Genomic DNA, 22,896 nt, shown 5'->3' with positions numbered 1-22,896 from the left:
GAACCAAAGAATTACAAAAGTATGCAACTTATTTTTACTATTAAAGGTAAATGTAGGCCTATGTCTGCATTTTTCCCTTTAACTACAAAACCATTATTACGAAGGTTTTGGTGTATGAATTCCGTCATTAAAATATTGAGAATTATGCAGTTTACCGCAGTTATTATCTTCTTCACGATGTTAAGCGTCAGTGCAAAGACGATGTCACAGACTGTCACAATCAACAGGAACGATGTACCCCTTAAAACGTTGTTTAATGAAATAAACAAGCAAACAGGGTACAGTTTTATTTTTGACGATCAGATATTGAAGTCTACAAGGTCTGTCAGCCTGAAGTTAGTTAAGGCACCATTGAATGAAGTACTTGATCTGGCTGTTAAAAGCCAGGGCCTTGACTACTCTATTTTGCACAAGACCATTATTATTACAAAAAATCTTAACCCTGTACCAGAATTAAGAAAGGATACTTTAATACAGGGCCTGGTGACAGATACCTTAAAAAGAGGCCTGCCTGGTGTAACGGTATTTGTTAAAGGTAAAAGTGGTATTGGTACAACTACAGATTTAAATGGCCGGTATTCGATAAAAATTCCTGAAAAATCGGTCCTGGTATTTAAAATGGTAGGGTTTCTGTCTGCCGAATTACCTGCAAATCAATCTATCGTTAACGCAACACTAAAAGAAGACAATTCTGCTCTTGATGAAGTTGTTGTAACTGCATTTGGGCAAAAGCAAAGAAAGGAGGCGGTAGTCGGATCTGTTACCACTATTACTCCTTCCACTTTGAGGGTTCCTTCAAGTAACCTTACTACAGCTTTAGCAGGTCGTATAGCCGGTGTTATCGCTTATCAAAGGACCGGTGAGCCGGGGATGGATGATGCCCAGTTTTTTGTTCGGGGAGTAACAACTTTTGGTACAGGAAAGGCAAATCCATTGATTTTGATTGATGGCGTTGAAATGTCAACCGGAGATTTATCCCGTTTGACTGTTGATGATATTGCCAGCTTTTCAGTAATGAAAGATGCAAATGCCACAGCTCTTTATGGAGCAAGGGGGGCAAATGGTGTCATTTTAGTTACTACTAAAGAGGGGCAGGAAGGTTTAGCGAAGGTACAATTTCGTGCAGAAACCTCTTCTTCGTCTCCAACGGAGAATGTACGCTTTGCGGATCCTGTGACATTTATGAAATTGCAGAATGAGGGGGTCAGAACAAGGATGCCGGGTACAAGGTTGCCTAATAATGAAGCTGATATCTATTATACAGAATTGGGAAAAGATCCTATGAGATATCCTGCCATTGACTGGCAAAGTGTATTGTTAGATAAACTGACCATCAATCAACGCTATAATTTGAACGTTAGCGGGGGAGGAAAAGTTGCCCGATATTATATAGCGGCTGCTAATGCTTTGGATAACGGTATTATTAAAATGGATAAAAGGCAGAATTTTAATAATAATATTAAGATTAATAAATATTCCCTGCGATCCAATGTTAATGTAAATTTAACAAAAACAACCGAAGCTGTCGTACGGTTAAGCGGAACGTTTGATAATTATAATGGTCCTTTAGATGGGGGAACAAGCCTGTACAATAAGGCTGTTTTAGCTAATCCTGTTAAATTTTTACCCTTTTATGCACCTGATGATGGTAATGTTTATACCAATCATATTCTTTTTGGGAATAATGAGAATGGAGAATATCTAAATCCTTATGCTGAGATGTTGAAGGGATATAAATCTCAGGACCGTTCGTCCATGTATGTTCAATTTGGATTAAAGCAAAATTTGGATTTTATTGTCAAGGGACTGGGGTTTAGAGGGATGTATAATGTTAATCGATTTGCTGATCTGAGTGTTAGCAGACAGTATAAACCATTTTTCTATGCCTTGTCTCCATTGGTGATGGGAGCTACAGATTATAAATTGAATGCCTTGAATCCTAATGGAGGTACAGACTATTTAGATTATGTACCTTCTGATAGGATTGTGACCAATACCATGTATCTGGAAACTGCTTTAGATTATAATACTGTAATTAAAGAAAAAAGTACAGTTTCGGCGATGCTGGTTTTTACTTCGAGAGAAAACAAGGATGGATCTTATAATGACTTGCAAAGTTCTCTTCCTCAACGCAATGCCGGTCTGGCAGGTAGGCTTACGTATGGCTACGACAATCGTTATTTTGCAGAGGCTAATTTTGGATACAATGGTTCTGAAAGATTTGCTATGAACGAAAGATGGGGTTTTTTCCCTTCAGCTGGTTTAGGATGGGTGGTGTCTAATGAGAAATTCTGGGAACCGCTAAGAAATGTGGTTTCGAAATTTAAATTAAAAGCAACTTATGGTTTAGTAGGAAATGATGCTATTGGAGAGGCAAAGGATAGGTTCTATTATCTTTCTAATGTGAATATGAACGATAGTGGACGTGGGTTTACTTTTGGTGAGAATTTTGGATATAATGTTTCCGGAATTTCAATTTCCCGTTATTCAGATCCATTTATCACCTGGGAGGTAAGTAAAAAGGGCAATTTTGGCCTGGAGCTAAACCTGACCAATGGTATAAATATTCAGGCCGATTATTTTACAGAACGAAGGAGTAGAATTTTACAAACAAGATCTGCCATCCCAAGCACAATGGGCCTGCAGGCTACTCCAAAATCAAATATTGGAAAGGCAAACGGTAGTGGTATTGATATTTCCCTCGACTACAACAAGACATTCTCTTCGGGTTTATGGGCTATTGTCAGAGGTAATTTTACCTATGCTTCCAGTAAGTTTGAATTATATGAAGAACCAGACTATTCTGCGACCCCATGGAGAGCACATGCGAACCAAAAAATTTCTCAGCGCTGGGGATATATAGCAGAAAGGTACTTTTTGGATGATGAGGAAATTAACAGCTCTCCTCTGCAAACTTTTGGGGAATACAAGCCCGGCGATATAAAATATAAGGATATTAACAGAGATGGGCGTGTTGATGAAAATGATATGGTGCCAATTGGATATCCAACTACACCTGAAATTATTTATGGATTCGGGATGTCTCTTGGTTATAAGAATTTTGACATCAACTGTTTTTTTCAGGGCTCTGCACTTTCTTCGTTTTGGATTGATCCTAATGCAATTGCTCCTTTTGCAAATGTAACTACCGGGGGAATGAAAACGAACAGGGCTTTACTTCAGGTAATTGCTGATAATCATTGGTCAGAAGACACAAGGGATTTATTCGCATTTTATCCACGTTTATCCCCTGAGAATATTGCTAATAATAGTGTTTCAAGTACATGGTGGATGAGAAACGGAGCTTTTTTAAGGCTAAAGACCGTTGAGGTCGGGTATAATATTTCAAAGAATTTTGCAAAAAAGGTCCACTTAAAAAATATTCGTTTATACGGGTCAGGTAATAATTTACTGCAAATAAGAAGTTTCAAACTCTGGGATCCTGAACAGGCAGGTAATGCATTTAATTACCCAATTCAACGCGTGTTTAACCTCGGAGTTAATTTAGAGTTTTAATTATAAAAATATGAAAACTATCATAAGGAATTGTAAGCTGGGTTTATTGGTTTTGTTGACTGTCAGCTTTTCTGGTTGTTCCAAATTTTTGGATGTCGTTCCGGACGGTGTAGCAACGTTAGACAATGCTTTTAGTAATCGAAACAATGCGGAGAAGTTTCTTTTCACTTGTTTTAACATGATGCCTAATCAGAATGCTGCATTTGATTACCCGGGTAATATTGGATCGGATGAAATATGGTGGGATATAGACTACGCTGCAATGAACGGTTGGAGTGGGCCGCAAATAGCACAGGGAAATCAAAATATTACTAATCCTTTCCAAAACTTTTGGGATGGTGGAAACGGAGGGAAAAGTTTATGGATCGGAATTCGGGATTGCAATATTTTTTTAGAAAATATTAGCAAGGTTCGTGATATATCAGAATATGAAAGAGAACGTTGGATATCGGAAGTTCGTTTTGTAAAAGCGTATTTACATTATTTTCTTTTTCAATTGTATGGACCTATTCCAATTATTGATAAAAACCTACCCGTGAATGTCGATCCAGCAGCAGTGAGGGTTTATCGCGATCCTGTGGATAAAGTAACTGACTTTATTGTTAATACTTTGGATGAATCGATGACTAACTTACCAGACATAATCGACGACCCTGCAAAGGAAATGGGGCGACCGACAAAAGTCGCGGCGGCTGCGCTTAAAGCTAAAGTTTTAGTTTGGGCAGCCAGCCCGTTATTGAACGGGAATCCGGATTATGCTAATATTACTGATAAGCAAGGAACCAAATTATTTCCAGCTAGCGTAGATCCAAATAAATGGTCGCGGGCATTAACAGCAGTAAAATCTGCAATTGCTTTGGCTGAAGAAAATGGTCATAAACTCTATGACTATAAGAATCCGCTATTTAATATTGCAGATGAAATAGCCATGAATTTTACGCTGCGGGGAGTGGTAACGGAAAGAGCCACTCAAAACCCAGAGATTATTTTTGCACCTACCACCTCTGCAAATACCTTCCAAAATTATTGTACACCTAATTTTTACAACGCTCAGGTATTAACGGTTCAAGAGGTATCAGCTCCGATGAAAATCGCAGAACAGTACTATACCGATCATGGAGTTCCGATAGATGAAGATCCTTCATGGGATTATGCAAACCGGTTCAAGACGCAAAGAAATGCGGATGCAACACACAAATATTATATAGCTGCAGGTGAGACTACCGCTAAATTGAATTATAAACGTGAAGCCCGCTTTTATGCACACTTAGGTTTTGACAGAGGGCTTTATGACGTTCAGTCTCAAACAGGAGTTACAACAGCTACGGTTAAGAATAGGGCTGGAGAGGCGATGGCAGCTGTTTTTAGTGCACAACATATTCAGACCGGGTACTATATTAAGAAATTGGTTAGTTTTCGTTCTTCAATTACGGGCTCAGCTCCGAGTGCTTATAATTATACCATACCGGTAATCAGGTTAAGTGATCTCTATTTGCTGCATGCAGAAGCACTTAATGAAGTGAAGAATGCGCCGGATAACGAAGTATATCAATGGATCGACAAAATCAGGGAACGGGCGGGACTGGAAGGTGTGGTAGAGTCCTGGAATAAATATTCTTCTGTACCAGGTAAACCTACTACAAAAGAAGGTATGCGTGAAATCATCAAGCATGAACGTATGATCGAACTCGCATTTGAAGGTCAGCGGGCCTTTGATTTAAGAAGATGGAAAGATGCAATGAAATATTTAAATCAACCTATTGAGGGCTGGAATTTTCAAGGTAGAGATTTGAGTTATTATTCTTTGACGACCTATTTTCAAAAACGTAATTATACCTATAAAGATTACTTGTGGCCATTAAATCAGAGCTCTATTATCAAGAACTCAAGTTTAATGCAAAACCCAGGTTGGTAATTTTTAATTCTTAAGAAATTAATATATGAAGATATTTAGCAATGACCTTCAAAAAGGTCCATTTTTGAGAGAACTCAAAATAGCAGTATTATTGGTTGTTTTCTTTAGTGCGTGCAAGGAGGAGCCAATTGGTCAGCTTCCAAAGGATAAAATAGCGCCCGCATCAGTCACCAATGTAAAAGCTGAACCCTCTGCAGGAGGGGCCATTATTAGCTATAATTTACCAAATGAAAATGATATATCTTATGTTTTATGCGAGTATACTTCCAGCTCGGGGGAAAAAAAGGTAACTCGATCATCTATATATCAAAACTTTATTACAGTAGAGGGATTAGTGGAGGCTAAACAAACTGATTTCTTGCTTTTCCTTGTGGATCATAGCGAAAACAAATCTGAGCCTTATAAAGGAAGTTTTGTGCCCAAGCAACCTAATTTTAAAACAGTATTCGAAACGATAGAAATGGAAGCTGATTTTAGTGGTGTCCTTTTCAAGTGGAAGAATGAGAATAAGGACCTATTGGGCTTTTTTCTGTATGCACTTAACGATGACGGAAAATGGGAAGAGAAAAGCTTATCATTTTCAAGTAAATCAATAGATAAGCGTTCTCTAAGGGGATTTGATACAAAAAACCGAAAATTTGGATTGCAAATTATGGATCGGTTTGGGAATAAAACAGATACTTTAATTCTGGAAGCTACACCGTTATTTGAAAAAATGCTGGATAAGAAGAAGTTTAAAGATGGATACCTGTTGGGCGATAATAATTCAGTTAGCGGAGGCAGACCAGTTTCAAATGTATGGGATGATAAAGTTAATGTAATATGGCACACGGATCCAACAAAGCCTTTCATTATGCCACAAACATTTACAATTGATCTTGGTGTGACCGCACAACTTAGTCGATTGATGTTTTGGAACAGACTGGATTATTCTTTCACGCAACATAACCCGCGCTATATTGAAGTATGGGGAAGTGATAAAATGAGTCATGATCGGCTTGACCCTTACTGGCAAACGCAAGATTGGAAGAATGAATGGACGCTGTTGGGGGATTTTGAAGAAATTAAACCTTCAGGTTTACCTTATGGACAAACTACTAATGAAGATAAGGCTGTTGAGCAGGCCGGGTTTGAGTTTATTTTTGAATCCGGAGTCGGGAAGATGCGTTATTTAAGGTTTGTGATAAAGGAAACATGGCAGAAAACAAATGCAATTCATTTTGGGGAATTGTCAATATTCGGAGATGATGGTACACGATAGATTAAAACTGATTCATACTATGAAAACATATTTATATTTCATGTTAAAAAAAAGAACATCTGATTTTTCTTCAATAAAAAGTAAAACATTAATAATCTCTTTTGTTACGTTTCTTGTTGTAAGTATGCTTACTTCATGTGATAAGGGAATGTATGATGTTTCGGGGGAGTTTTATCATCGTGGTGAAGAATTATATTTGGGCGTTGTGGACTCTGTTAAGGTCGTACCCGGATATAATAAAGCTAAGTTATCATGGGAAATTAAAGCTGATCCACGCATTACTAAAACAGTAATTTACTGGAATAAAAGAAAGGATTCTACTGTTGTTAATGTAGTCCGTGAAAGTAACGGAAGGACTCCTATGGAAATCGAACTGAAAAATTTAGAAGAGAAAGACTATATTTTTGAACTCATTGCGAAAAATGATAACGGTCTTTTCTCTTTACCGAAACAAACAGCCGTATCTGTCTTTGGGGATGTTTATATAAAGAATTTAAGAAACAGAACCATAGCTTCTATTACCAGGCAACAAAATGGAGATCTTACTATTGTATGGAACCCGATAGCCAGCTCAAGTATTTCATACACGACATTAAAGTATGAGGGTATTGAAGGAGCTCAGGAGGTTAAAGTAGTCAATACTGACACTCAAACTATTTTAAAAGGCCTGAAGGCGGGAAGTCAAATCAAAGTATCAACGGCATTTCTTCCGGCAGGGGCATTGGATATTTTGAATGCACTTGATGAAGTTGTATATACTTTTCTGTAATTCAGTTATTTACCCGCATCAAAATTTAAGTAAATCAAAAGCTTTTTAATTTATATCAAGCTAAAAACACAAATGAAACCATCATGGTTTTTTTAAACCGCGCAGGGGATGAATAAATCTGATAGCTTCATCGCAAAAGAAGAACAAAATTTAAACAAATGAAAATGACTGCAAAAGAACTTTCAAGAAGACATTTTTTAAAATATACAGCGATGTTATCTGCTGCGGCAGCTGTAACGCCCGGTATGCTGTTGGGTATGACTAAGGGTGATATAAGGTTGGCCGGGCCAAATGAACGCGTGAACCTCGCTGGCATTGGGATTGGAAATCGTGGCGGAGAAATCATCCTTGAGTTATATAGAACTGGTTTGGTAAACATTGTTGCCTTATGCGACGTGGACATGGGCGCGCCTCATACATTAAAGGTTTTAAAGGAATTTCCTGATGTGCCTCGTTTTCAGGATTTCAGAAAGATGTTCGATAAAATAAGTAATCAGATAGACGCTGTAACTGTCGGCGTCCCTGATTTTTCACATTTTCCAATAACGATGATGGCCATGGGTTTAGGGAAGCATGTATATGTTGAGAAGCCTATGGCCCGTACTTTCAATGAAGTGGAACTTATGATGAAGGCCGCAAAGAAGTACAATAAGGTGGTAACGCAAATGGGAAATCAAGGTCATTCTGAAGCTAATTATTTTCAGTTTAAAGCCTGGAAAGAGGCAGGCATCATTAAAGATGTAACTTCTATAACCGCTCATATGAATATGGGGAGACGCTGGCATGGTTGGGATGTCAATATAAAAGCTTTTCCTCCTGCACAAACAAAGCCCGACAGTTTAGATTGGGACTTATGGCAGATGGCGACAACCGGACACGACTATAATAAGGATTTTGTGAACGGGCAATGGCGCTGTTGGTTTGATTTCGGTATGGGGGCGCTCGGAGATTGGGGAGCGCATATACTGGATACTGCGCATGAGTTCCTTGACCTGGGTTTACCTTATGAGGTTCGTCCGAAATTAGTAGGGCATAATGATTTCTTCTTCCCAACATCCTCAACGCTTGCATTTAAGTTTCCAAAGCGGGGAAATATGCCGGCGTTGGATGTGAACTGGTACGATGGGGTAAATAATTTACCGCCAATTCCAAAAGGGTATGGCGTTTCGGGTTTAGATCCAAACATACCGCCGCCAAGTACAGGAACTATGAGCCCTGCAAAATTAAATCCCGGAAAGATAATTTATAGCAAGGATCTTATTTTTAAGGGAGGATCTCATAATAGTACATTAACCATTATCCCTGAAGAAAAAGCACTGGCAATGGCAGGCTCACTTCCAGAGGTGCCAAAAAGTCCTTCTAATCATTTTAAAAACTTTCTTCAGGCCTGTAAAGGAGAAGAGCAAACACGCTCGTCATTTGCAGTTGCAGGCCCTCTTAGTCAGGTATTCTGCTTAGGGGTAATAGCTCAGAGATTAAATACAAAACTTAAATTTGATCGTAAAACTAAGGTTATTACAAATAATAAAACTGCTAATGCTTTACTTATTGGCCCTCCTCCACGTAAAGACTGGGAACAGTATTATAAAGTATAAATTGAAACAGAAAGAAGTAAGTATCATTAAATGGCTGGAAGAAAAACCAGCCATTTTTGTTTGCGCCCGGTATGGGCGTAAATATTAGGGTGAAAAAAATCCATAAAAATTAACATGTATAGGTGTTAGTCTGTTAAGGTATAGCATGTTGGGTAATTTTTAATTCTTATCTTAAGCGCTGAATTAATATACAAACCGACCCGAGAAAGGGCTTGATTATGAAGTATTACATTGGCGCAGACATTGGTACCGGAAGTGTTAAGATTTTAGCAGTTGATCTTAAAGGCACTGTTCTAAAGGTAATTCAAAAGCACTATCCTGTTTTGTCGCCGCATCCGGGTTATAGTGAGCAGGATCCTGAAGAAATATGGCAGGCCTTTAGTGAGGGGATTCATGAAATTATTTTAGCCTGTGTAGCCGCCCCCATATCAGTCGGGTTAAGCAGTGCCATGCATAGCCTGATCCTTTGCAATGCATCGGGAAGTGCACTCGCACCTATGATAACCTGGGCTGACGCCAGGAGTTCAGCAATTGCGGCTTCATTAAAAGAAACGGAAACTGGCAAGGGGTTGTACCGCCGTACCGGCACACCGCTTCACGCGATGTCTCCGTTATGTAAGCTGATATGGCTTAAAGAACATGAGCCCGGGCTTTTTAGAAAGGCTTCAAAATACGTATCCATAAAAGAGTACATCTGGTTTAAGCTATTCGGCGTATGGGAAATTGATCATTCCATTGCCTCATGTACCGGTTTGTTCAATATACTTACCCGCGATTGGGACCCTGAAGCTTTATTACTTGCTGGTATTTCGACAGAAAAACTATCCGTGCCTGTTCCAACAACTCATATCCGTAAAATAGCAGCTGAACCATTATCAAATAAACATCCGTTAAGTGAAAATACAACTGAGTGGGTTATAGGAGCGAGCGACGGCTGCCTGGCTAATCTGGGCACAGGTGCTATAAAAACTGGTATTGCAGCAATCACTATCGGCACTAGTGGTGCTGTACGTGTTACAGGAAAATCTCCTGTGTTCAACAATGATGTGATGACATTCAATTATATCCTTGATGATGTGTATTTCGTATCTGGTGGGTCCATTAATAATGGTGGACTGGCCATTCAGTGGATGATCCGAAATATAATGGGACTGGAAGATGACCAGGTTAGCTATCAATCATTTTTCGATCTGGCAGCTGGCATTCCTGCCGGCTCGGAAGGACTTATTTTTCTTCCATACCTTACCGGCGAGCGCGCCCCGGTGTGGGATGCTGACAGTTCGGGTATGTTCTTCGGACTCAAAACTCACCATACCAAAGCTCATCTTTGTCGTGCCGTAATTGAAGGTATCTGTTTTGCCCTACAGGAGGTATTGGCAGGAATGGATCAATCCTACCAGGATATTAGCGAGATCAGGGTAAGCGGAGGATTCACAAAATCAGCCACCTGGACGCAGATCCTGGCAGACGTGACGGGGAAAAAAGTTGCGCTGGTTCAGAATGATGATGCATCTGCGATTGGCGCGGCCATGCTCGCCATTAGAACAATCATAGGAGCGGTAGACTATCTTTATCCTGAACAAACCAATTTGAACTATTTCCCTCAGCAAGACACACATCTTCGCTACCAGGCTTTTTCCAATATTTATAAATCCCTTTATACTAACCTTAAAACACAGATGCATGCATTGCATCAGCTGTCCGTTAACCCCTAAAAACTATGATACACTCGCTCCTGATTGTTCTTTTAGGCATTTTGGTCTTGCTTTTCCTGATCATTAAAAAAATCAATCCCATGATCGCGTTGCTGGCGGTTTCAATTATAACCGGCCTGTTGCTTGGTATGCCGGCTATGAAAGTCATGAGCTCTGTATCAAATGGAATCGGGAGTACACTGGGCGGTATGGTCATGGTGCTTGCACTCGGGGCTATGATGGGCAAATTGATCGAGGACAGTGGTGCGGCCAGGAAGATTGTATATGTACTGATCGGTGTATTTGGCAAGCGGCATATCCAATGGGCAGTACTGCTTACCGGACTCATGGTTGGTATTCCCTTATTTTATAATGCCGGCTTCGTGGTGCTGATCCCGCTTGTGTTTGCAATTGCCTCGGCAACCAAATTACCCACGCTGTACATTGGTATTCCGATGGCTGCGGCACTTTCAGTTACCCATGGTTTTGTACCACCGCACCCTGGTCCGGTTGCACTTGCATCGATTTTTCACGCCGATATTGGTAAAATATTAATCTACGGTGTTTGTTTAAGTATTCCAATTGCCATTATAGCGGGAATTGTATTTCCAAGGATCATTATGAGGGGCAAACTTAGCAGCATAGGAAACGACTTCGTTATTGCAGCTGATGAGGAGTTGCCCTCAGCAGCAAAAAGTTTTTTTACCGCCTTGTTGCCCGTCCTGCTCATCATCGCCGGTACGGCACTTGGGCCGCTCAACCTGGCACAGCCCTGGAAAGACATTGTTTTCTTTTTTAGCGATCCCACCGCAGCATTGCTTATTGCTGTGCTCGTTACCGTGTTGCTACAGGACCGAAGCATTGCAAAATGTATGGATTCCTGCGTAGAGGGTGTAAAGAGTATTGCTATGATCGTTATGATAATTGCCGCGGGCGGGGCATTTAAACAGATCCTTGTTGATAGTAGCGTGGGCGAAACCGTTAAATCATTGACCCAAACATTAAACTTGTCTCCGCTTCTGCTGGCCTGGATCATTGCAGGGGCTTTGCGTGTAACGCTTGGGTCGGCCACCGTTGCAGCGCTTACCGCTTCCGGGATGGTATTGCCCCTGATAGGTCCGGGTGTTCCGGCAGAGCTAATGGTGCTTTCAGTTGGTGCCGGCAGCCTGATGTTTTCGCATGTCAACGATACCGGCTTCTGGATGTTCAAGGAATATTTCAACCTTACGCTAAAGCAAACTTTTGCCACCTGGACAATCATGGAAACCATTGTATCGGTGTTAGGGCTTTTCGGCGTGTTAGGACTGAGTTTGATTGTTCAATAGTTCAATCGTCCTTTGTTATAACATTGTTGATGCAGGTATCCTACTTCTGCAAAAGAGGGAAAAAGAAATGTTTTATATCATACAGATCTGATTCCCATCTTAGAAGGTTAGCGTTTTTAATATCGGATAAATTTTAACCCACAGGCTTCAGTGCAAGGCGGGTTTAAGGTAAGGGTATTCCCGGTTACTGTGTAGTAAAAGATAGAGTTTTGATTCGTGTTTTTTGAGTATACCTCTATCCTTACGCTGTCTACTATTTTAAAATCGGATAAGCCTGGTAGAGCATCTCCCGTTATCTTTCCGGACGGGCTCATTTTTAGGTATTTATCTTCTTTTACCATGATGTATCTGCCACTACCGTCGCCCGGGTCAGCTAAGGTTTCTTTCAGTTTCCAGTTGCCATAAAGTTTCCCGGTACCTTCTTCGTTTTTTTTACAGGCAGTAAAGAAAAGGCCTAAAAATGCGGTAATGATGAATAGTGATTTTTTCATGAATGTTTGTGGTTTTGTTACTTAATCGTTTCTTTTTGTAGAAACGCTACATCGAACTTTAGAAATTGAACAAATATTTACAACGTGTTGGGTATATTTCGAAAATATGAACGTGTTTAAAATTAAATCTCCGTATTTTAGATAATCTAATTTTTGCTTACCTCCAGTAGGATTTCTGGAAGACATCACCAATTTATTAAAACTGATAATTAATTAGGAAAAAATGGAACAGCAAACTAACCAGCCATCGCCTGAAAACATCATGAAAATTGGCACAGGCTTTTGGGCTTCAAAAATTCTTTTGACGGCAGTAAGTTTTCAATTATTCACCAGGCTTGCGGAAAGGAAAACGATGCAGGCTAAAGATATCAAGGATCTTTTAGGGCTTAAATGTACAGACAGGAATGTTTATGATTTTTTAGATGCCTTAACTGTATTTGGATTTTTAAAGCGTGAGGGCGTCCTGGATACAGCTATTTATTCGAATACGGTAGATACAGATACTTTTTTAGATGTAAACAAGCCTTCATATATTGGAGGAATCCTTGAAATGATGAACAATCGTTTATATGGATTCTGGGGTAATTTAGGCGAGGGGCTACTGACTGGTCTTCCGCAAAACGAAGCAAAAAGGAGTGAAGATTTTTTCGGTTTGATATACAGTGATCCGGAAAAATTAAAAGAATTTACCAATGCGATGAGCGGTATTCAAATGGGCAATTTTATGGCCTTCGCTCAAAAATTTGACTTTACAAATTATAAAACGTTAGTTGATGTGGGTGGTTCAGCGGGATTGCTCTCGCTGATGGTTGTAAAGTATAATCCCCATATGCATTGTACAAGCTTTGACCTGCCGCAGGTTGAGCCTATTGCAAATACTACCATACAGCAATTCGGGCTGTCAGATCGTGTTAAAACGGCAAGTGGCGACTTCTTCACGATGCCAATACCCAATGCAGATGTTGTTGTAATGGGAAATATCCTGCACGATTGGGACGAAGAAAATAAAATAGCTTTAATGAGAAAAGCTTATGCTGCACTTACCGACAATGGAGCATTTGTAGCTATTGAAGGCATAATTGATGATGAAAGAAAACAAAACGTTTTTGGCATGATGATGAGTTTAAATATGCTTATTGAAACAGGAACAGGATTCGATTACACATTTGCAGACTTTAACAGATGGGCAAAAATTGTCGGGTTTAAAACAACCACACTTATCCCATTGGCAGGCCCATCAAGTGCAGCAATAGCATATAAATAAAACTGTATTATTTATAAATTTATATATGGCATTAAATCAAATCCTTCCTAAAATTTTTTATGCTGACATACAGGTTGGCTTAAAGTTCTTTGTTGAACAGCTCGGCTTTGAAATAGGCTATAATGATGATAATTTATACATTGTAAGCCGTGATCAGATCACATTCCAGTTGCTGAAAGTTGACGAGTCTGCTGAGGGCGAGAGGCCTGAGATCAGAATTGCGACAGATGATATTGAAGCCATTTACAACGAGATTAAGCAGAAGGTACCCGAGATTCTGCACCCTAACCTGAGTTATATTAAGAACCAGCCATGGGGATTAAGGGAGTTTGCTGTACTTGATCCTACAACGGTTTGCCTGGTTTTTCAGCAAGCCCGCTAAAGAATAACATCCGATTCACTAAAGATTTGTTGCGTCGCACAACAGAGTGTAGAGAAGATCCACAACTTTAAAAAGACCCGGATAAGTGAAGTCTCTGGAAACCAGTCTTGTGCCAAAAACATCAAGTTAAGGCACGGTTATCAAGCACAGTTTATTCATAATTGACAATAATTTTAATTGATTTAAAAAGAATAACTATGAAAAAGATCATCTTATCAGCAGCATTTTTAGCAGTAGCAGGATTAACCTCAGTAAAAGCAAGCGAAATCAAAAACCCAATTAAAGTTGCTGTATATCAGGATAGCACAACAAAAACGCCGGTAGAATTAAAAGATCTTCCTGCACCAGTTCAAGAGACTTTAAAAGCAGATGCGGTTAAAGAATGGACGCCAACTGCAGCATTTCTGGTTGTAAATGCTGATAAAACAGAATATTATCTGATCAATGTGAAAAAAGGAGAAGAAACTGGATCTCTTAAAATTGACAAAGAAGGTAAGGTAGTTCAATAAGGAATTTACATCACCTATTATATGAAGTGGCCGGATTAATCCGGCCATTTTTTTTGTTATACTGAAATGAAAGAAAATGCTATACCTAAGTTGACTTAGATACTTAGATTTTAAAGAGTGATTTTAGTCCCGTAAGGCCGATTTGAAGGCCTACACAAAATATCAAAAAGGCAGAAATTCTGTTTACGATGTTTTCTCCATTTGATCCCAGATAATGGATCATTTTTTTTGTGTTTAGATAAAAGAAGTATATCATTAGGCACATGACAACAATGGAAATTAATATTGCACCTGTATTGATGAAATAAGCTTTACTTCCAAATACTGCCCCATGTGCACTCAAAGTAAAAAGGACTGAAATCGTTCCTGCGCCGGTAGTTACAGGAAAAGTAATTGGGTAGAAAAGCTTGTTTGCGATGTGTTCATAAGCAAGCGCGTCAACCTCTTCAGTGATTTCATCGGGAGATGTTTTTTTCTGATCTGTAGATAGGAACTCCCATCCCATTTTACAAATCATTATGCCTCCGGCCAGTTGTACAACGGGTATTGATATTCCAAAGAGCATCAATATCCACTGCCCTGCAAATAAAGCTACTGTACAAATTATCAGTGCATAAAGGGTAATTTTAGTAACTGCAGCTCTTTTTTGAACCGCGTTCAGATTTTCAAAAAAGGGACTTACCATAAATGCTGACCCGATAGGGTTCACTACTGGAAATAGGGCAATGATGCCTATAAATATCAAGTGAACAAAAGATTCATAAAATTCGGTCATATGTATGATGCTTTCATGAGGTCTAAAATAGAAACAAAAAACGAAATGTTGTAGTTCTATTCTTCAAACGGAATTCGGGGATAGGGTAATCAAAATATTTACATGTAAGGTAAATTATCAATCAAAAATTTTACATTTGAACCATTCAGATAATAGGAGTATAGGGGCTCAACTGGCCTTTGTTTTTTTAAATCATAAAAATTACCGGGAGATCTGACACAGTAACTATGGACAAAAAACAGGTTTTGGATGAGGAAATTTCTCTGCATAGTTTGTGGTGGGAAGCAATGTGTCTTGGTGAAAAAGATGCCTTTTTTAACCTGTATAAAGGCCTTTATAGAAGTTTAGGTGGTTTTGGTTTACGCGTATGCAGCGATCCGGAGATTGCCAGCGAATCATTAAATCAGCTATTTCTTGAAATTTGGGAAAAACATGAACATTTACCAAGGGTAGACCATGTGGAATCCTATTTACGAACTGCGTTAAAGCGCAAGATATTAAAGAAAATTGAACGCCAGCAAAAACTGGATAAAGCCATTGCGCTGATTGTCCGGGATGATGAAGCGCTTCTGGAAATGTCTTATGAAGAATTGATCGTCAAGGTTCAGGCAGATGAATTGGTTAAAAACAGGCTCATATTGGCTTTACAAAAATTAACACCTCAGCAACGCAAGCTTATACAGTTGCGTTTCTATGACGGGCTAAGTTATGAAGAGGTCGCAAAACGAAGCCAGTTGACCGTTCGTACCGCTTACAATACCATTTATGCAGCCCTAAAATTTCTTCGCGAAAATCTTCATTTTTAAGGCTTCTATCCCTGTTTTTGTTAGATTTTCTGCTCAGCTAGAAAAAAAAGTGAAATTCTTTTGGTAAAAGTCAGACATTTTGGGATCTGGTAATAAAAGAGCACCAAATAATGATTAACGAATACAAAGAGCCAGAAGATTTTTTAATGGATGATACCTTTAAGCAGTATTGTGAAGGTAGCAGCCAGAAATGTGTAGTTTTCTGGGAAAATTGGATCGAAAATCATCCCGAGAAAAATAACGTCGTTAATAAGGCCAGACAGCTTTATCAGATTTTGAGTGGAAATTTGAAACCGGTTAACGAACAGCTTGCGTTTTTAGATCGACAAATCTCATCAGAAGTAAAGGTCAGACGAATTGGTTTTACTTACTATGGGATTGCAGCTGCGATATTTATAGCCGTACTCTTTGGAATATTATATTTTAACTCGGCGGAAACAAAGAAAGCCATATATAAGGCGAATGATCTAACTACTCAGAAAGGCGAGCGAAAAAAGGTTATGTTAATCGATAGTACCCTTGTATTCCTCAATGCTGATAGTAAAATTGAAATTGAGGATGGGTTTAATAAAAGTCATCGAAGGGTGAAACTAACGGGAGAAGCCTTCTTTGATGTAAAACATAACAAGGAAAAACCTTTCTTTATCTCTACGAAAAATTTCAATATTACAGTTCTGGGGACAGCTTTTAATGTGAAGAGTTATGATGGGGAGAAAGGGGCTGAAGTAGCTTTGTTAAGAGGGATCATAAAGCTGGAAGATCATTCTCAAAACAAGAACCAGGTTATTCTTAAACGGGGACAAAAAGTGATCTATCACAGTCCGGAACCAATTTTGACAGCAACAAAAACAGATCCTGGGGAAAAGCTACCTAAAATTGAGATTGGAAGCCTTACTGTGGTCAACAAAGAAGTCGTAGAATCGGCTTGGACAGATAATAACCTGATTTTTTCTGAAAATAGTTTTCTTGAAGTTAAACCAATCCTGGAACGATGGTTTAATATAAGAATAGAATTTAAAGACAAAGAGGTTGGAAAATACATTTACACGGCAAACTTTAAAAATGAAGATGTGCTAGCCGTTTTGCACAATCTGCAGAAAGTGAAATATTTTAACTTTAAAAAGAAAGGAGACCAAGTTTTTATAACTAAATAACAAACCTAACCAAAATAAACCTGGGTCAAAGACTAAAAAAGGGGAAGTGCTCGAACACTTCCCCCAGAATGTTTTTTGATCTTTTTTGAATCTGGAGCCGCATTGCAAAAATGAGTTGGGCCCCAAATTAACCAATCAAAATTCAAAAATATGATTAAGATTTACCTTATCCAAGCGCGGCCTGAAATTAGACTGCTCGCGAAAATTATTATTCAAATGAAGATTGCATTTTTCATTGTATTGATCACCTGCTTAAATGTTTCTGCGAAGGTTTTTTCGCAGCAAAAACTATCGCTTGATGTGCAGAATATAAAACTTCAGAAAGCGCTACAGATCATCGAAAAAAGAAGTTCATATCGTTTCGTTTATAGTCCTACAGAGGGCCCTTTTAACAAAACAGTAAGTATAAAAACCTTTGAGGCTTCCCTGGAAGATGTGATGCGTGAGCTTTTAGAGGGGACCGCACTAAGTTTTTATGTTCAGGAAAATAATCTGGTTACGATCTTGCCTCGTAATAACACGATTCAGGATGTATCGATTAGGGGAGCAGTTAAAGACACTGAAGGGGTTCCTCTTCCGGGAGTGACAGTTTCAGTAAAAGGAGTAAAAGGGATGGGAACATCAACAGACAATCAGGGAAGATTTAGTCTGAAAGTTCCTGACAATGCGACCATAGTTTTTTCTACTATTGGTTTTGAAACATTGGAAATACCTGCTTCCGCTACGATGATGAACGTTGTTTTAAAAGCTTCTAACAATAGTCTTGATGAAGTTGTGGTGCAGGCTTATGGTAAAACGACCAGGCGCGCTACAACGAGTGCCATAAGTACCCTTGATATGAAAAATGTAGCCCAAATACCCGTGGCATCGATTAACGATGCTGTAGCGGGTAGGTTACCAGGGGTTATTGTTACGGCAAATAATGGTGCACCTGGGTCTAAAAGCACCATTTCAATTCGGGGAGGCGGTACTCCATTATTTGTAATTGATAACGTTATTCGTTCTTCAAATGACTTTGCAAACCTTAATCCAAATGATATTGAAGAGTATTCAATATTAAAAGATGCAGCGGCGACCGCACTTTATGGTGTGTCGGCTGCTAACGGGGTAGTTATTGTAACTACAAAACGTGGGAAAGAGGGGCAGGCCAGCATAAATTATGCATACAATCAAATTTTTTCTCAGCCAACATTATTCCCGGAAAAATTAAGTGCCTATGAGCAAGCCGTTGCGCTCAACGATCTTGCGGCTTTTGAAGGTAGAAGTCCTTTTAGAACACCAGAGGATTTGGAAAAAGTACGAACAGGATCCGATCCTTTAATTTTCCCCAATACTGATTGGCAGGCTTTAACTATGAAAGATTTCGCACCGGAGATGAGGCACGATTTGTCGCTAACTTCCGGTACCAAAGCGTTAACTTATTATGCTTCGCTTTCGCATTACGATCAGGGAACGATATTAAGAACCGAAAAAAACTTTAACAAGCGTACTACCTATCGATTAAATACGACAAGTGATATCGAAAAGATTAACCTTCGAATTACAGCAGGTATTGATGGGTTTATTGAGGCGAATTCTCAGCCTTATGCAGGTTACGGCGGTGTTTATAGCCATATTCAAAATAGACAGCCATCTCAATTGGCCGTAAATGAGTTTGGTTTACCTACCTCTCAGCCAGATAACCCGGTAAGAGAATTAGATCCCCTTTCTGGGTATAACAAAATCACTGCTAAAATTTTCAACTCAAACCTGGGCTTAGAATATAGTGCCCCATTTTTAGATGGACTAAAATTAAAAGTGAACGGGGCTTATACCACTTATAATAATTTTAGAAAAATATGGAGCTATTTAGCACCTGCATACAACATTGGAAGTAAAACACCAATAAATGCGGGGCCGCCGTCCTTAACTAATGAGCAAGGACAAGGCGCTACCCTTACGCTGCAAGGTTATTTGACTTATAATAAGACATTTGGTGATCATGCATTTGATTTTACAAGTGTTTTTGAACGTCAGACAGATGATTTTTCTTTCGTTAATGGAATGAGACAAAATTATCAGATCATATTTGACCAGATTATAGCGGGGCCAACATTAAATGCCACCACTAATGGTAGCGAGGGCGAAAAAAGACGTGCTGCAATTTTAGCCCGGTTAAAATATACTTACCAATCAAAGTATACGGTTGAAGGATCAATCAGAAGAGATGGTGATTTTATTTTTCCTCCAGGAAGCCAATGGGGAACATTCTATGCTGCGTCGGCAAATTATGTTATTTCTGAGGAAAATTTCATGAAATCCTTAAAGGAAAAACACATTCTTGATTTCTTAAAACTAAGAGGTTCTTATGGGGAGTTAGGAGATAAAAAGGATTTAATTTCAGGAGAGGAAATTTTACCATTTCAGTATGTTCCTGCTTATGGTTTAAATGCAAATGCATGGGTTATTAATGGTAACCTGGTGCAGGGCAGTTCTGAGCCAGGGGCTTTACCAAGAAGCCAGTATTCCTGGCAAACAATAGCCAGTAGGAATTTAGGGCTTGAATTTGGTACGCTAAACAATAGGTTAACAGGTGGTTTCGACTATTTCTATACGCGTAGAAAAGGCTTTGTGGCCAGCGATCCTCGTTTTGCTTCAACGCTAGGTGTAGGGTTGCCACTGGTAAATGTGCCCGGAGCTGCCTTTAGAACAGAAGGTTTCGAATTCAATGTAAATTATGCTAGTAATATTAAAGACTTCAGCTATAAAGTTGGTGTCAATTTTACAAGATCAAATACGCTCTGGGAGAGATTCCCTACAGAAAGTGAAGGTGCGATTAAAAACCCCTACAACAGAAGATCCAATACGGCGGGCAATTTTTTTGGTAACGGCTTGCATAGCTTAGGTTTTTATACTGATAATAGCCAGTTATTAACAGGTGCCCGTTTTGATAATGCGAATATTATTGCAGGAGATTTAAGGTATTTTGATGCTAACGGTGATGGCAGGATTACAGATGATGACCAAAGACGGATAGGCAGCAGCGCCTTCCCTCGCACAAACTATGGTATTACCTTGGATTTAGGTTACAAAGGGTTTTCATTTAATGCAGTGGTACAAGGTGCTGGTAACCGGGATCGATATATTGGTGATGTACTTCAGGGTTCAAGTAATCAAAATCAATTGGTATATGGGTACCAACTGGATTACTGGCGTCCCGATAATACAGATGCACGTTTTCCGAGAGCTGTTTCAACACCTGGTATAAATGGTGGAAATAACTTTAGACCTTCTGATGCCTGGTTGATCCAATCGAAATATGTTCGTTTAAAATATGTGCAGTTGGGTTACGACTTTAAGGAAGGGGTGCTAAAAAAGATACCTTTTCAGCAGTTGCGCTTATTTGTGTCAGGAACCAATTTGTTAACCTCAGCTAAAAGTCAGGACTACTTTCTTGACCCTGAATCTGGTACAAATAACTTAAATAACTACGAATATCCTATACAGCGCACATTTGCGATAGGTTTAGCCGCAGGTTTTTAATCTTTTATTTTTAAAAATTATGAAAAAATTTATAACAACCATAGGGATTTTAACAGGTGTACTAGTGCTAAATTCTTGTAAAAAGGTATTAGACACCCTGCCCACTGATAGGATTAGCGCTGACATTATATGGAGTAGCAAAGCCAACGCCGAGACTTTTATATTTAGTACCTACGGAATTATGAGCAGTTATCAAAGTGGACCTGGCTCAGATCCCTATACGACAAATATCATTGCCCAGGGAGGAATTGGGGGCGCAAGTACCGTTTTTAGTGAAACGGGGGGATTAACTAACCGTAGCGATTTTGGGTTTAATAATTGGGGATCGATCCGCCGGTGTAATGTAATCATTAAAAATGTTACCGAATCAACGGGGATTGCTGATGTTGACAAAAAGGCATTAATTGCTGAGGCTAAATTTTTAAGGGCCATGTCATATTATAGTGTTGCACGTAACATTGGCCGTATTGTTTGGATTGATAAGGTGCTAACTGAAAATGATGAATTTAAATTACCTACAACAGCCAACCCAACTGAAAGCTATAATTACATCATTAAAGATCTGGAAGAAGCTGTAGCTGATTTGCCTACTGCGAAGGTAAGCGGAAGAACAAATAAATATGTTGCAGCAGCTTTTTTAACCGAAGTATGTTTACAGGCATTGGCCTATAAAAACTATCCGAATGCGCCGAATGTGGCTGCAAACGATCCGTTATTGGATAAGGTTATTGCTAATGCACAAATTGTTATTGATGGTGGTTATACATTAGAAACAGACTATGAAGGCATGTTTAATGAAACTAAAAGTACATCGCCCGAAATTATTTATGGCATTTACAGAAAGGCAATAAATACTACTGTTTCGAGTACACCTATGCAAAATGCTATGCCGAATATAACAGCGGATAAAATTAATAAATTTCAAGGTTCACCTTTGTTTACTAAATCCGTTCCCTTTGAGTGCTGGCCAGAGAATTTCCCTGCGCAAAATTTAACAGATGATTATTTAACAATTGATAAGGCTGACCCAACAAGAGTTGTAGCCTGGAACCAGACATCGCAATACATGAATGCGATAGATGAAACAGTGAATGTGCTGGCTCCTTTTTCCAGAACAGGCTTCCCGCATGATAAAACAGCTAAACTAAATGATGAAACGCTGGTAAAAATGGGTCGTATTAAGCCCGGCAGTACGGAAACCATTTGGACTTTAACCAACGAAAACCGTGATGCGAGATGGAAAGCTTCTATAATCAGTGATTCGACCCGTTTTTACAATGAGTTGTTTACCACAGGTCTAAGAGGGAATGCAGCAAGGTTTTTAGGTGAGATTAACGGCGGGGATTACGCCTTTACTTTAAGTAATATGTACTGGCGCAAGGGGATTTACACCAATGTTAATCCATCTTATTTAAATAGTGTAAGTACAGACTATCACTTTGTATGTATGCGTTTGGGTAGGGTATACCTGAACTTGGCAGAAGCCTATTTGCTTAAAGGAGATGTAGCCAATGCTGTAATCAATTTTAATAAAACACGGGTAATGCATGGTAAAATACCAGCTTCTACAGCTAGTAGTTCAACTGTTGCCTGGAGAGATTATAAGAGAGAGCGCCGCGTAGAGCTCACAGAGGAAAATGATTACTATTTCAGTTTATTACGTTGGGGTAGATATGGAGGTGACGCTAATGATGGCTTGACACCTGGAAATACAATAGCTGGATTAACAGAGCCAGTTCGTGTAATGGATATATCAAAAGACCGTAAATCATTTTCTATAGTAACCGGGCCTTTTAGAACGACTTATAACCAACGTAAATTTTCTTCTGAAAGAAGATATCTATTCCCTGTTCCACAGGGGATGATAGACAATAACCCTAATTTTGCGCCTCAAAACCCTAACTGGTAACCTAATAAC

The 22,896-nt window shown here is 39.2% G+C and carries 16 protein-coding genes; 14 read left to right on the top strand and 2 right to left on the bottom strand.

Features of this window, described 5'->3' with window-relative positions:
* Positions 1-144: 144 nt before the first annotated feature.
* The 7 genes from R2Q84_RS11560 (at position 145) to R2Q84_RS11530 (ending at position 12,075) form a co-directional block, all read left to right on the top strand.
* Positions 145-3,516 carry a TonB-dependent receptor gene (locus R2Q84_RS11560; protein WP_316816700.1) on the top strand — a complete coding sequence of 1,124 codons (3,372 nt, stop codon included), beginning with the start codon at positions 145-147 and terminating at the stop codon, positions 3,514-3,516.
* A 10-nt stretch (positions 3,517-3,526) separates the two neighbouring features.
* Complete coding sequence (locus R2Q84_RS11555) at positions 3,527-5,431, top strand: RagB/SusD family nutrient uptake outer membrane protein (protein WP_316816699.1); 1,905 nt, start codon at positions 3,527-3,529, stop codon at positions 5,429-5,431.
* Between the two features lie 25 nt (positions 5,432-5,456).
* Positions 5,457-6,692 (top strand): DUF5000 domain-containing lipoprotein, encoded by a 1,236-nt coding sequence (locus R2Q84_RS11550; protein WP_316816698.1) that lies wholly within the window; start codon positions 5,457-5,459, stop codon positions 6,690-6,692.
* A gap of 19 nt (positions 6,693-6,711) precedes the next feature.
* The gene (locus R2Q84_RS11545; RefSeq protein WP_316816697.1) at positions 6,712-7,461 is read left to right on the top strand and encodes a DUF4998 domain-containing protein; all 750 of its coding nucleotides are present in this window, start codon (positions 6,712-6,714) and stop codon (positions 7,459-7,461) included.
* 164 nt (positions 7,462-7,625) lie between these two features.
* The gene (locus R2Q84_RS11540; RefSeq protein ID WP_316816696.1) at positions 7,626-9,056 is read left to right on the top strand and encodes a Gfo/Idh/MocA family oxidoreductase; all 1,431 of its coding nucleotides are present in this window, start codon (positions 7,626-7,628) and stop codon (positions 9,054-9,056) included.
* Between the two features lie 218 nt (positions 9,057-9,274).
* Positions 9,275-10,771 carry a gluconokinase gene (locus tag R2Q84_RS11535; RefSeq protein ID WP_316816695.1) on the top strand — a complete coding sequence of 499 codons (1,497 nt, stop codon included), beginning with the start codon at positions 9,275-9,277 and terminating at the stop codon, positions 10,769-10,771.
* 5 nt (positions 10,772-10,776) lie between these two features.
* Positions 10,777-12,075 carry a gluconate:H+ symporter gene (locus tag R2Q84_RS11530; RefSeq protein ID WP_316816694.1) on the top strand — a complete coding sequence of 433 codons (1,299 nt, stop codon included), beginning with the start codon at positions 10,777-10,779 and terminating at the stop codon, positions 12,073-12,075.
* Between the two features lie 116 nt (positions 12,076-12,191).
* On the opposite strand, the gene R2Q84_RS11525 is transcribed toward R2Q84_RS11530, so the two are convergent.
* Positions 12,192-12,566 (bottom strand): hypothetical protein, encoded by a 375-nt coding sequence (locus R2Q84_RS11525; protein WP_316816693.1) that lies wholly within the window; start codon positions 12,564-12,566, stop codon positions 12,192-12,194.
* 223 nt (positions 12,567-12,789) lie between these two features.
* Here R2Q84_RS11525 and R2Q84_RS11520 point away from each other — a divergent pair, with 223 nt between their 5' ends.
* The 3 genes from R2Q84_RS11520 (at position 12,790) to R2Q84_RS11510 (ending at position 14,721) form a co-directional block, all read left to right on the top strand.
* Positions 12,790-13,830 (top strand): methyltransferase, encoded by a 1,041-nt coding sequence (locus tag R2Q84_RS11520; protein ID WP_316816692.1) that lies wholly within the window; start codon positions 12,790-12,792, stop codon positions 13,828-13,830.
* A 25-nt stretch (positions 13,831-13,855) separates the two neighbouring features.
* Complete coding sequence (locus R2Q84_RS11515; protein WP_316816691.1) at positions 13,856-14,212, top strand: hypothetical protein; 357 nt, start codon at positions 13,856-13,858, stop codon at positions 14,210-14,212.
* Between the two features lie 197 nt (positions 14,213-14,409).
* Positions 14,410-14,721 carry a hypothetical protein gene (locus R2Q84_RS11510; RefSeq protein WP_316816690.1) on the top strand — a complete coding sequence of 104 codons (312 nt, stop codon included), beginning with the start codon at positions 14,410-14,412 and terminating at the stop codon, positions 14,719-14,721.
* A 103-nt stretch (positions 14,722-14,824) separates the two neighbouring features.
* Here R2Q84_RS11510 and R2Q84_RS11505 read toward each other — a convergent pair whose 3' ends face one another.
* The gene (locus R2Q84_RS11505) at positions 14,825-15,496 is read right to left on the bottom strand and encodes a MarC family protein (protein WP_316816689.1); all 672 of its coding nucleotides are present in this window, start codon (positions 15,494-15,496) and stop codon (positions 14,825-14,827) included.
* A gap of 227 nt (positions 15,497-15,723) precedes the next feature.
* Between R2Q84_RS11505 and R2Q84_RS11500 the strand changes: the two genes are divergently transcribed.
* The 4 genes from R2Q84_RS11500 (at position 15,724) to R2Q84_RS11485 (ending at position 22,887) form a co-directional block, all read left to right on the top strand.
* A complete protein-coding gene (locus R2Q84_RS11500; protein ID WP_316816688.1) occupies positions 15,724-16,302 on the top strand; it encodes an RNA polymerase sigma factor in 579 nt (192 codons plus the stop codon).
* A gap of 110 nt (positions 16,303-16,412) precedes the next feature.
* Positions 16,413-17,456, top strand: a complete 1,044-nt coding sequence (locus R2Q84_RS11495; protein ID WP_316816687.1) for a FecR family protein — start codon at positions 16,413-16,415, stop codon at positions 17,454-17,456.
* A gap of 216 nt (positions 17,457-17,672) precedes the next feature.
* Positions 17,673-20,978 (top strand): TonB-dependent receptor, encoded by a 3,306-nt coding sequence (locus R2Q84_RS11490; RefSeq protein WP_316816686.1) that lies wholly within the window; start codon positions 17,673-17,675, stop codon positions 20,976-20,978.
* 19 nt (positions 20,979-20,997) lie between these two features.
* Positions 20,998-22,887 carry a RagB/SusD family nutrient uptake outer membrane protein gene (locus R2Q84_RS11485; protein WP_316816685.1) on the top strand — a complete coding sequence of 630 codons (1,890 nt, stop codon included), beginning with the start codon at positions 20,998-21,000 and terminating at the stop codon, positions 22,885-22,887.
* Positions 22,888-22,896: the final 9 nt, after the last annotated feature.

It is taken from the genome of Pedobacter nyackensis (assembly GCF_032678475.1).
GTDB classification, from domain to species: domain Bacteria; phylum Bacteroidota; class Bacteroidia; order Sphingobacteriales; family Sphingobacteriaceae; genus Pedobacter; species Pedobacter nyackensis_A.
This window is presented reverse-complemented; position numbering and strand designations above follow the sequence as displayed.

Coding starts and splice junctions, on each gene's coding strand:
- R2Q84_RS11560 (WP_316816700.1), top strand. CDS start 145: ATGCAGTTTACCGCAGTTATTATCTTCTTCACGATGTTAAGCGTCAGT.
- R2Q84_RS11555 (WP_316816699.1), top strand. CDS start 3,527: ATGAAAACTATCATAAGGAATTGTAAGCTGGGTTTATTGGTTTTGTTG.
- R2Q84_RS11550 (WP_316816698.1), top strand. CDS start 5,457: ATGAAGATATTTAGCAATGACCTTCAAAAAGGTCCATTTTTGAGAGAA.
- R2Q84_RS11545 (WP_316816697.1), top strand. CDS start 6,712: ATGAAAACATATTTATATTTCATGTTAAAAAAAAGAACATCTGATTTT.
- R2Q84_RS11540 (WP_316816696.1), top strand. CDS start 7,626: ATGACTGCAAAAGAACTTTCAAGAAGACATTTTTTAAAATATACAGCG.
- R2Q84_RS11535 (WP_316816695.1), top strand. CDS start 9,275: ATGAAGTATTACATTGGCGCAGACATTGGTACCGGAAGTGTTAAGATT.
- R2Q84_RS11530 (WP_316816694.1), top strand. CDS start 10,777: ATGATACACTCGCTCCTGATTGTTCTTTTAGGCATTTTGGTCTTGCTT.
- R2Q84_RS11525 (WP_316816693.1), bottom strand. CDS start 12,566: ATGAAAAAATCACTATTCATCATTACCGCATTTTTAGGCCTTTTCTTT.
- R2Q84_RS11520 (WP_316816692.1), top strand. CDS start 12,790: ATGGAACAGCAAACTAACCAGCCATCGCCTGAAAACATCATGAAAATT.
- R2Q84_RS11515 (WP_316816691.1), top strand. CDS start 13,856: ATGGCATTAAATCAAATCCTTCCTAAAATTTTTTATGCTGACATACAG.
- R2Q84_RS11510 (WP_316816690.1), top strand. CDS start 14,410: ATGAAAAAGATCATCTTATCAGCAGCATTTTTAGCAGTAGCAGGATTA.
- R2Q84_RS11505 (WP_316816689.1), bottom strand. CDS start 15,496: ATGACCGAATTTTATGAATCTTTTGTTCACTTGATATTTATAGGCATC.
- R2Q84_RS11500 (WP_316816688.1), top strand. CDS start 15,724: ATGGACAAAAAACAGGTTTTGGATGAGGAAATTTCTCTGCATAGTTTG.
- R2Q84_RS11495 (WP_316816687.1), top strand. CDS start 16,413: ATGATTAACGAATACAAAGAGCCAGAAGATTTTTTAATGGATGATACC.
- R2Q84_RS11490 (WP_316816686.1), top strand. CDS start 17,673: ATGAAGATTGCATTTTTCATTGTATTGATCACCTGCTTAAATGTTTCT.
- R2Q84_RS11485 (WP_316816685.1), top strand. CDS start 20,998: ATGAAAAAATTTATAACAACCATAGGGATTTTAACAGGTGTACTAGTG.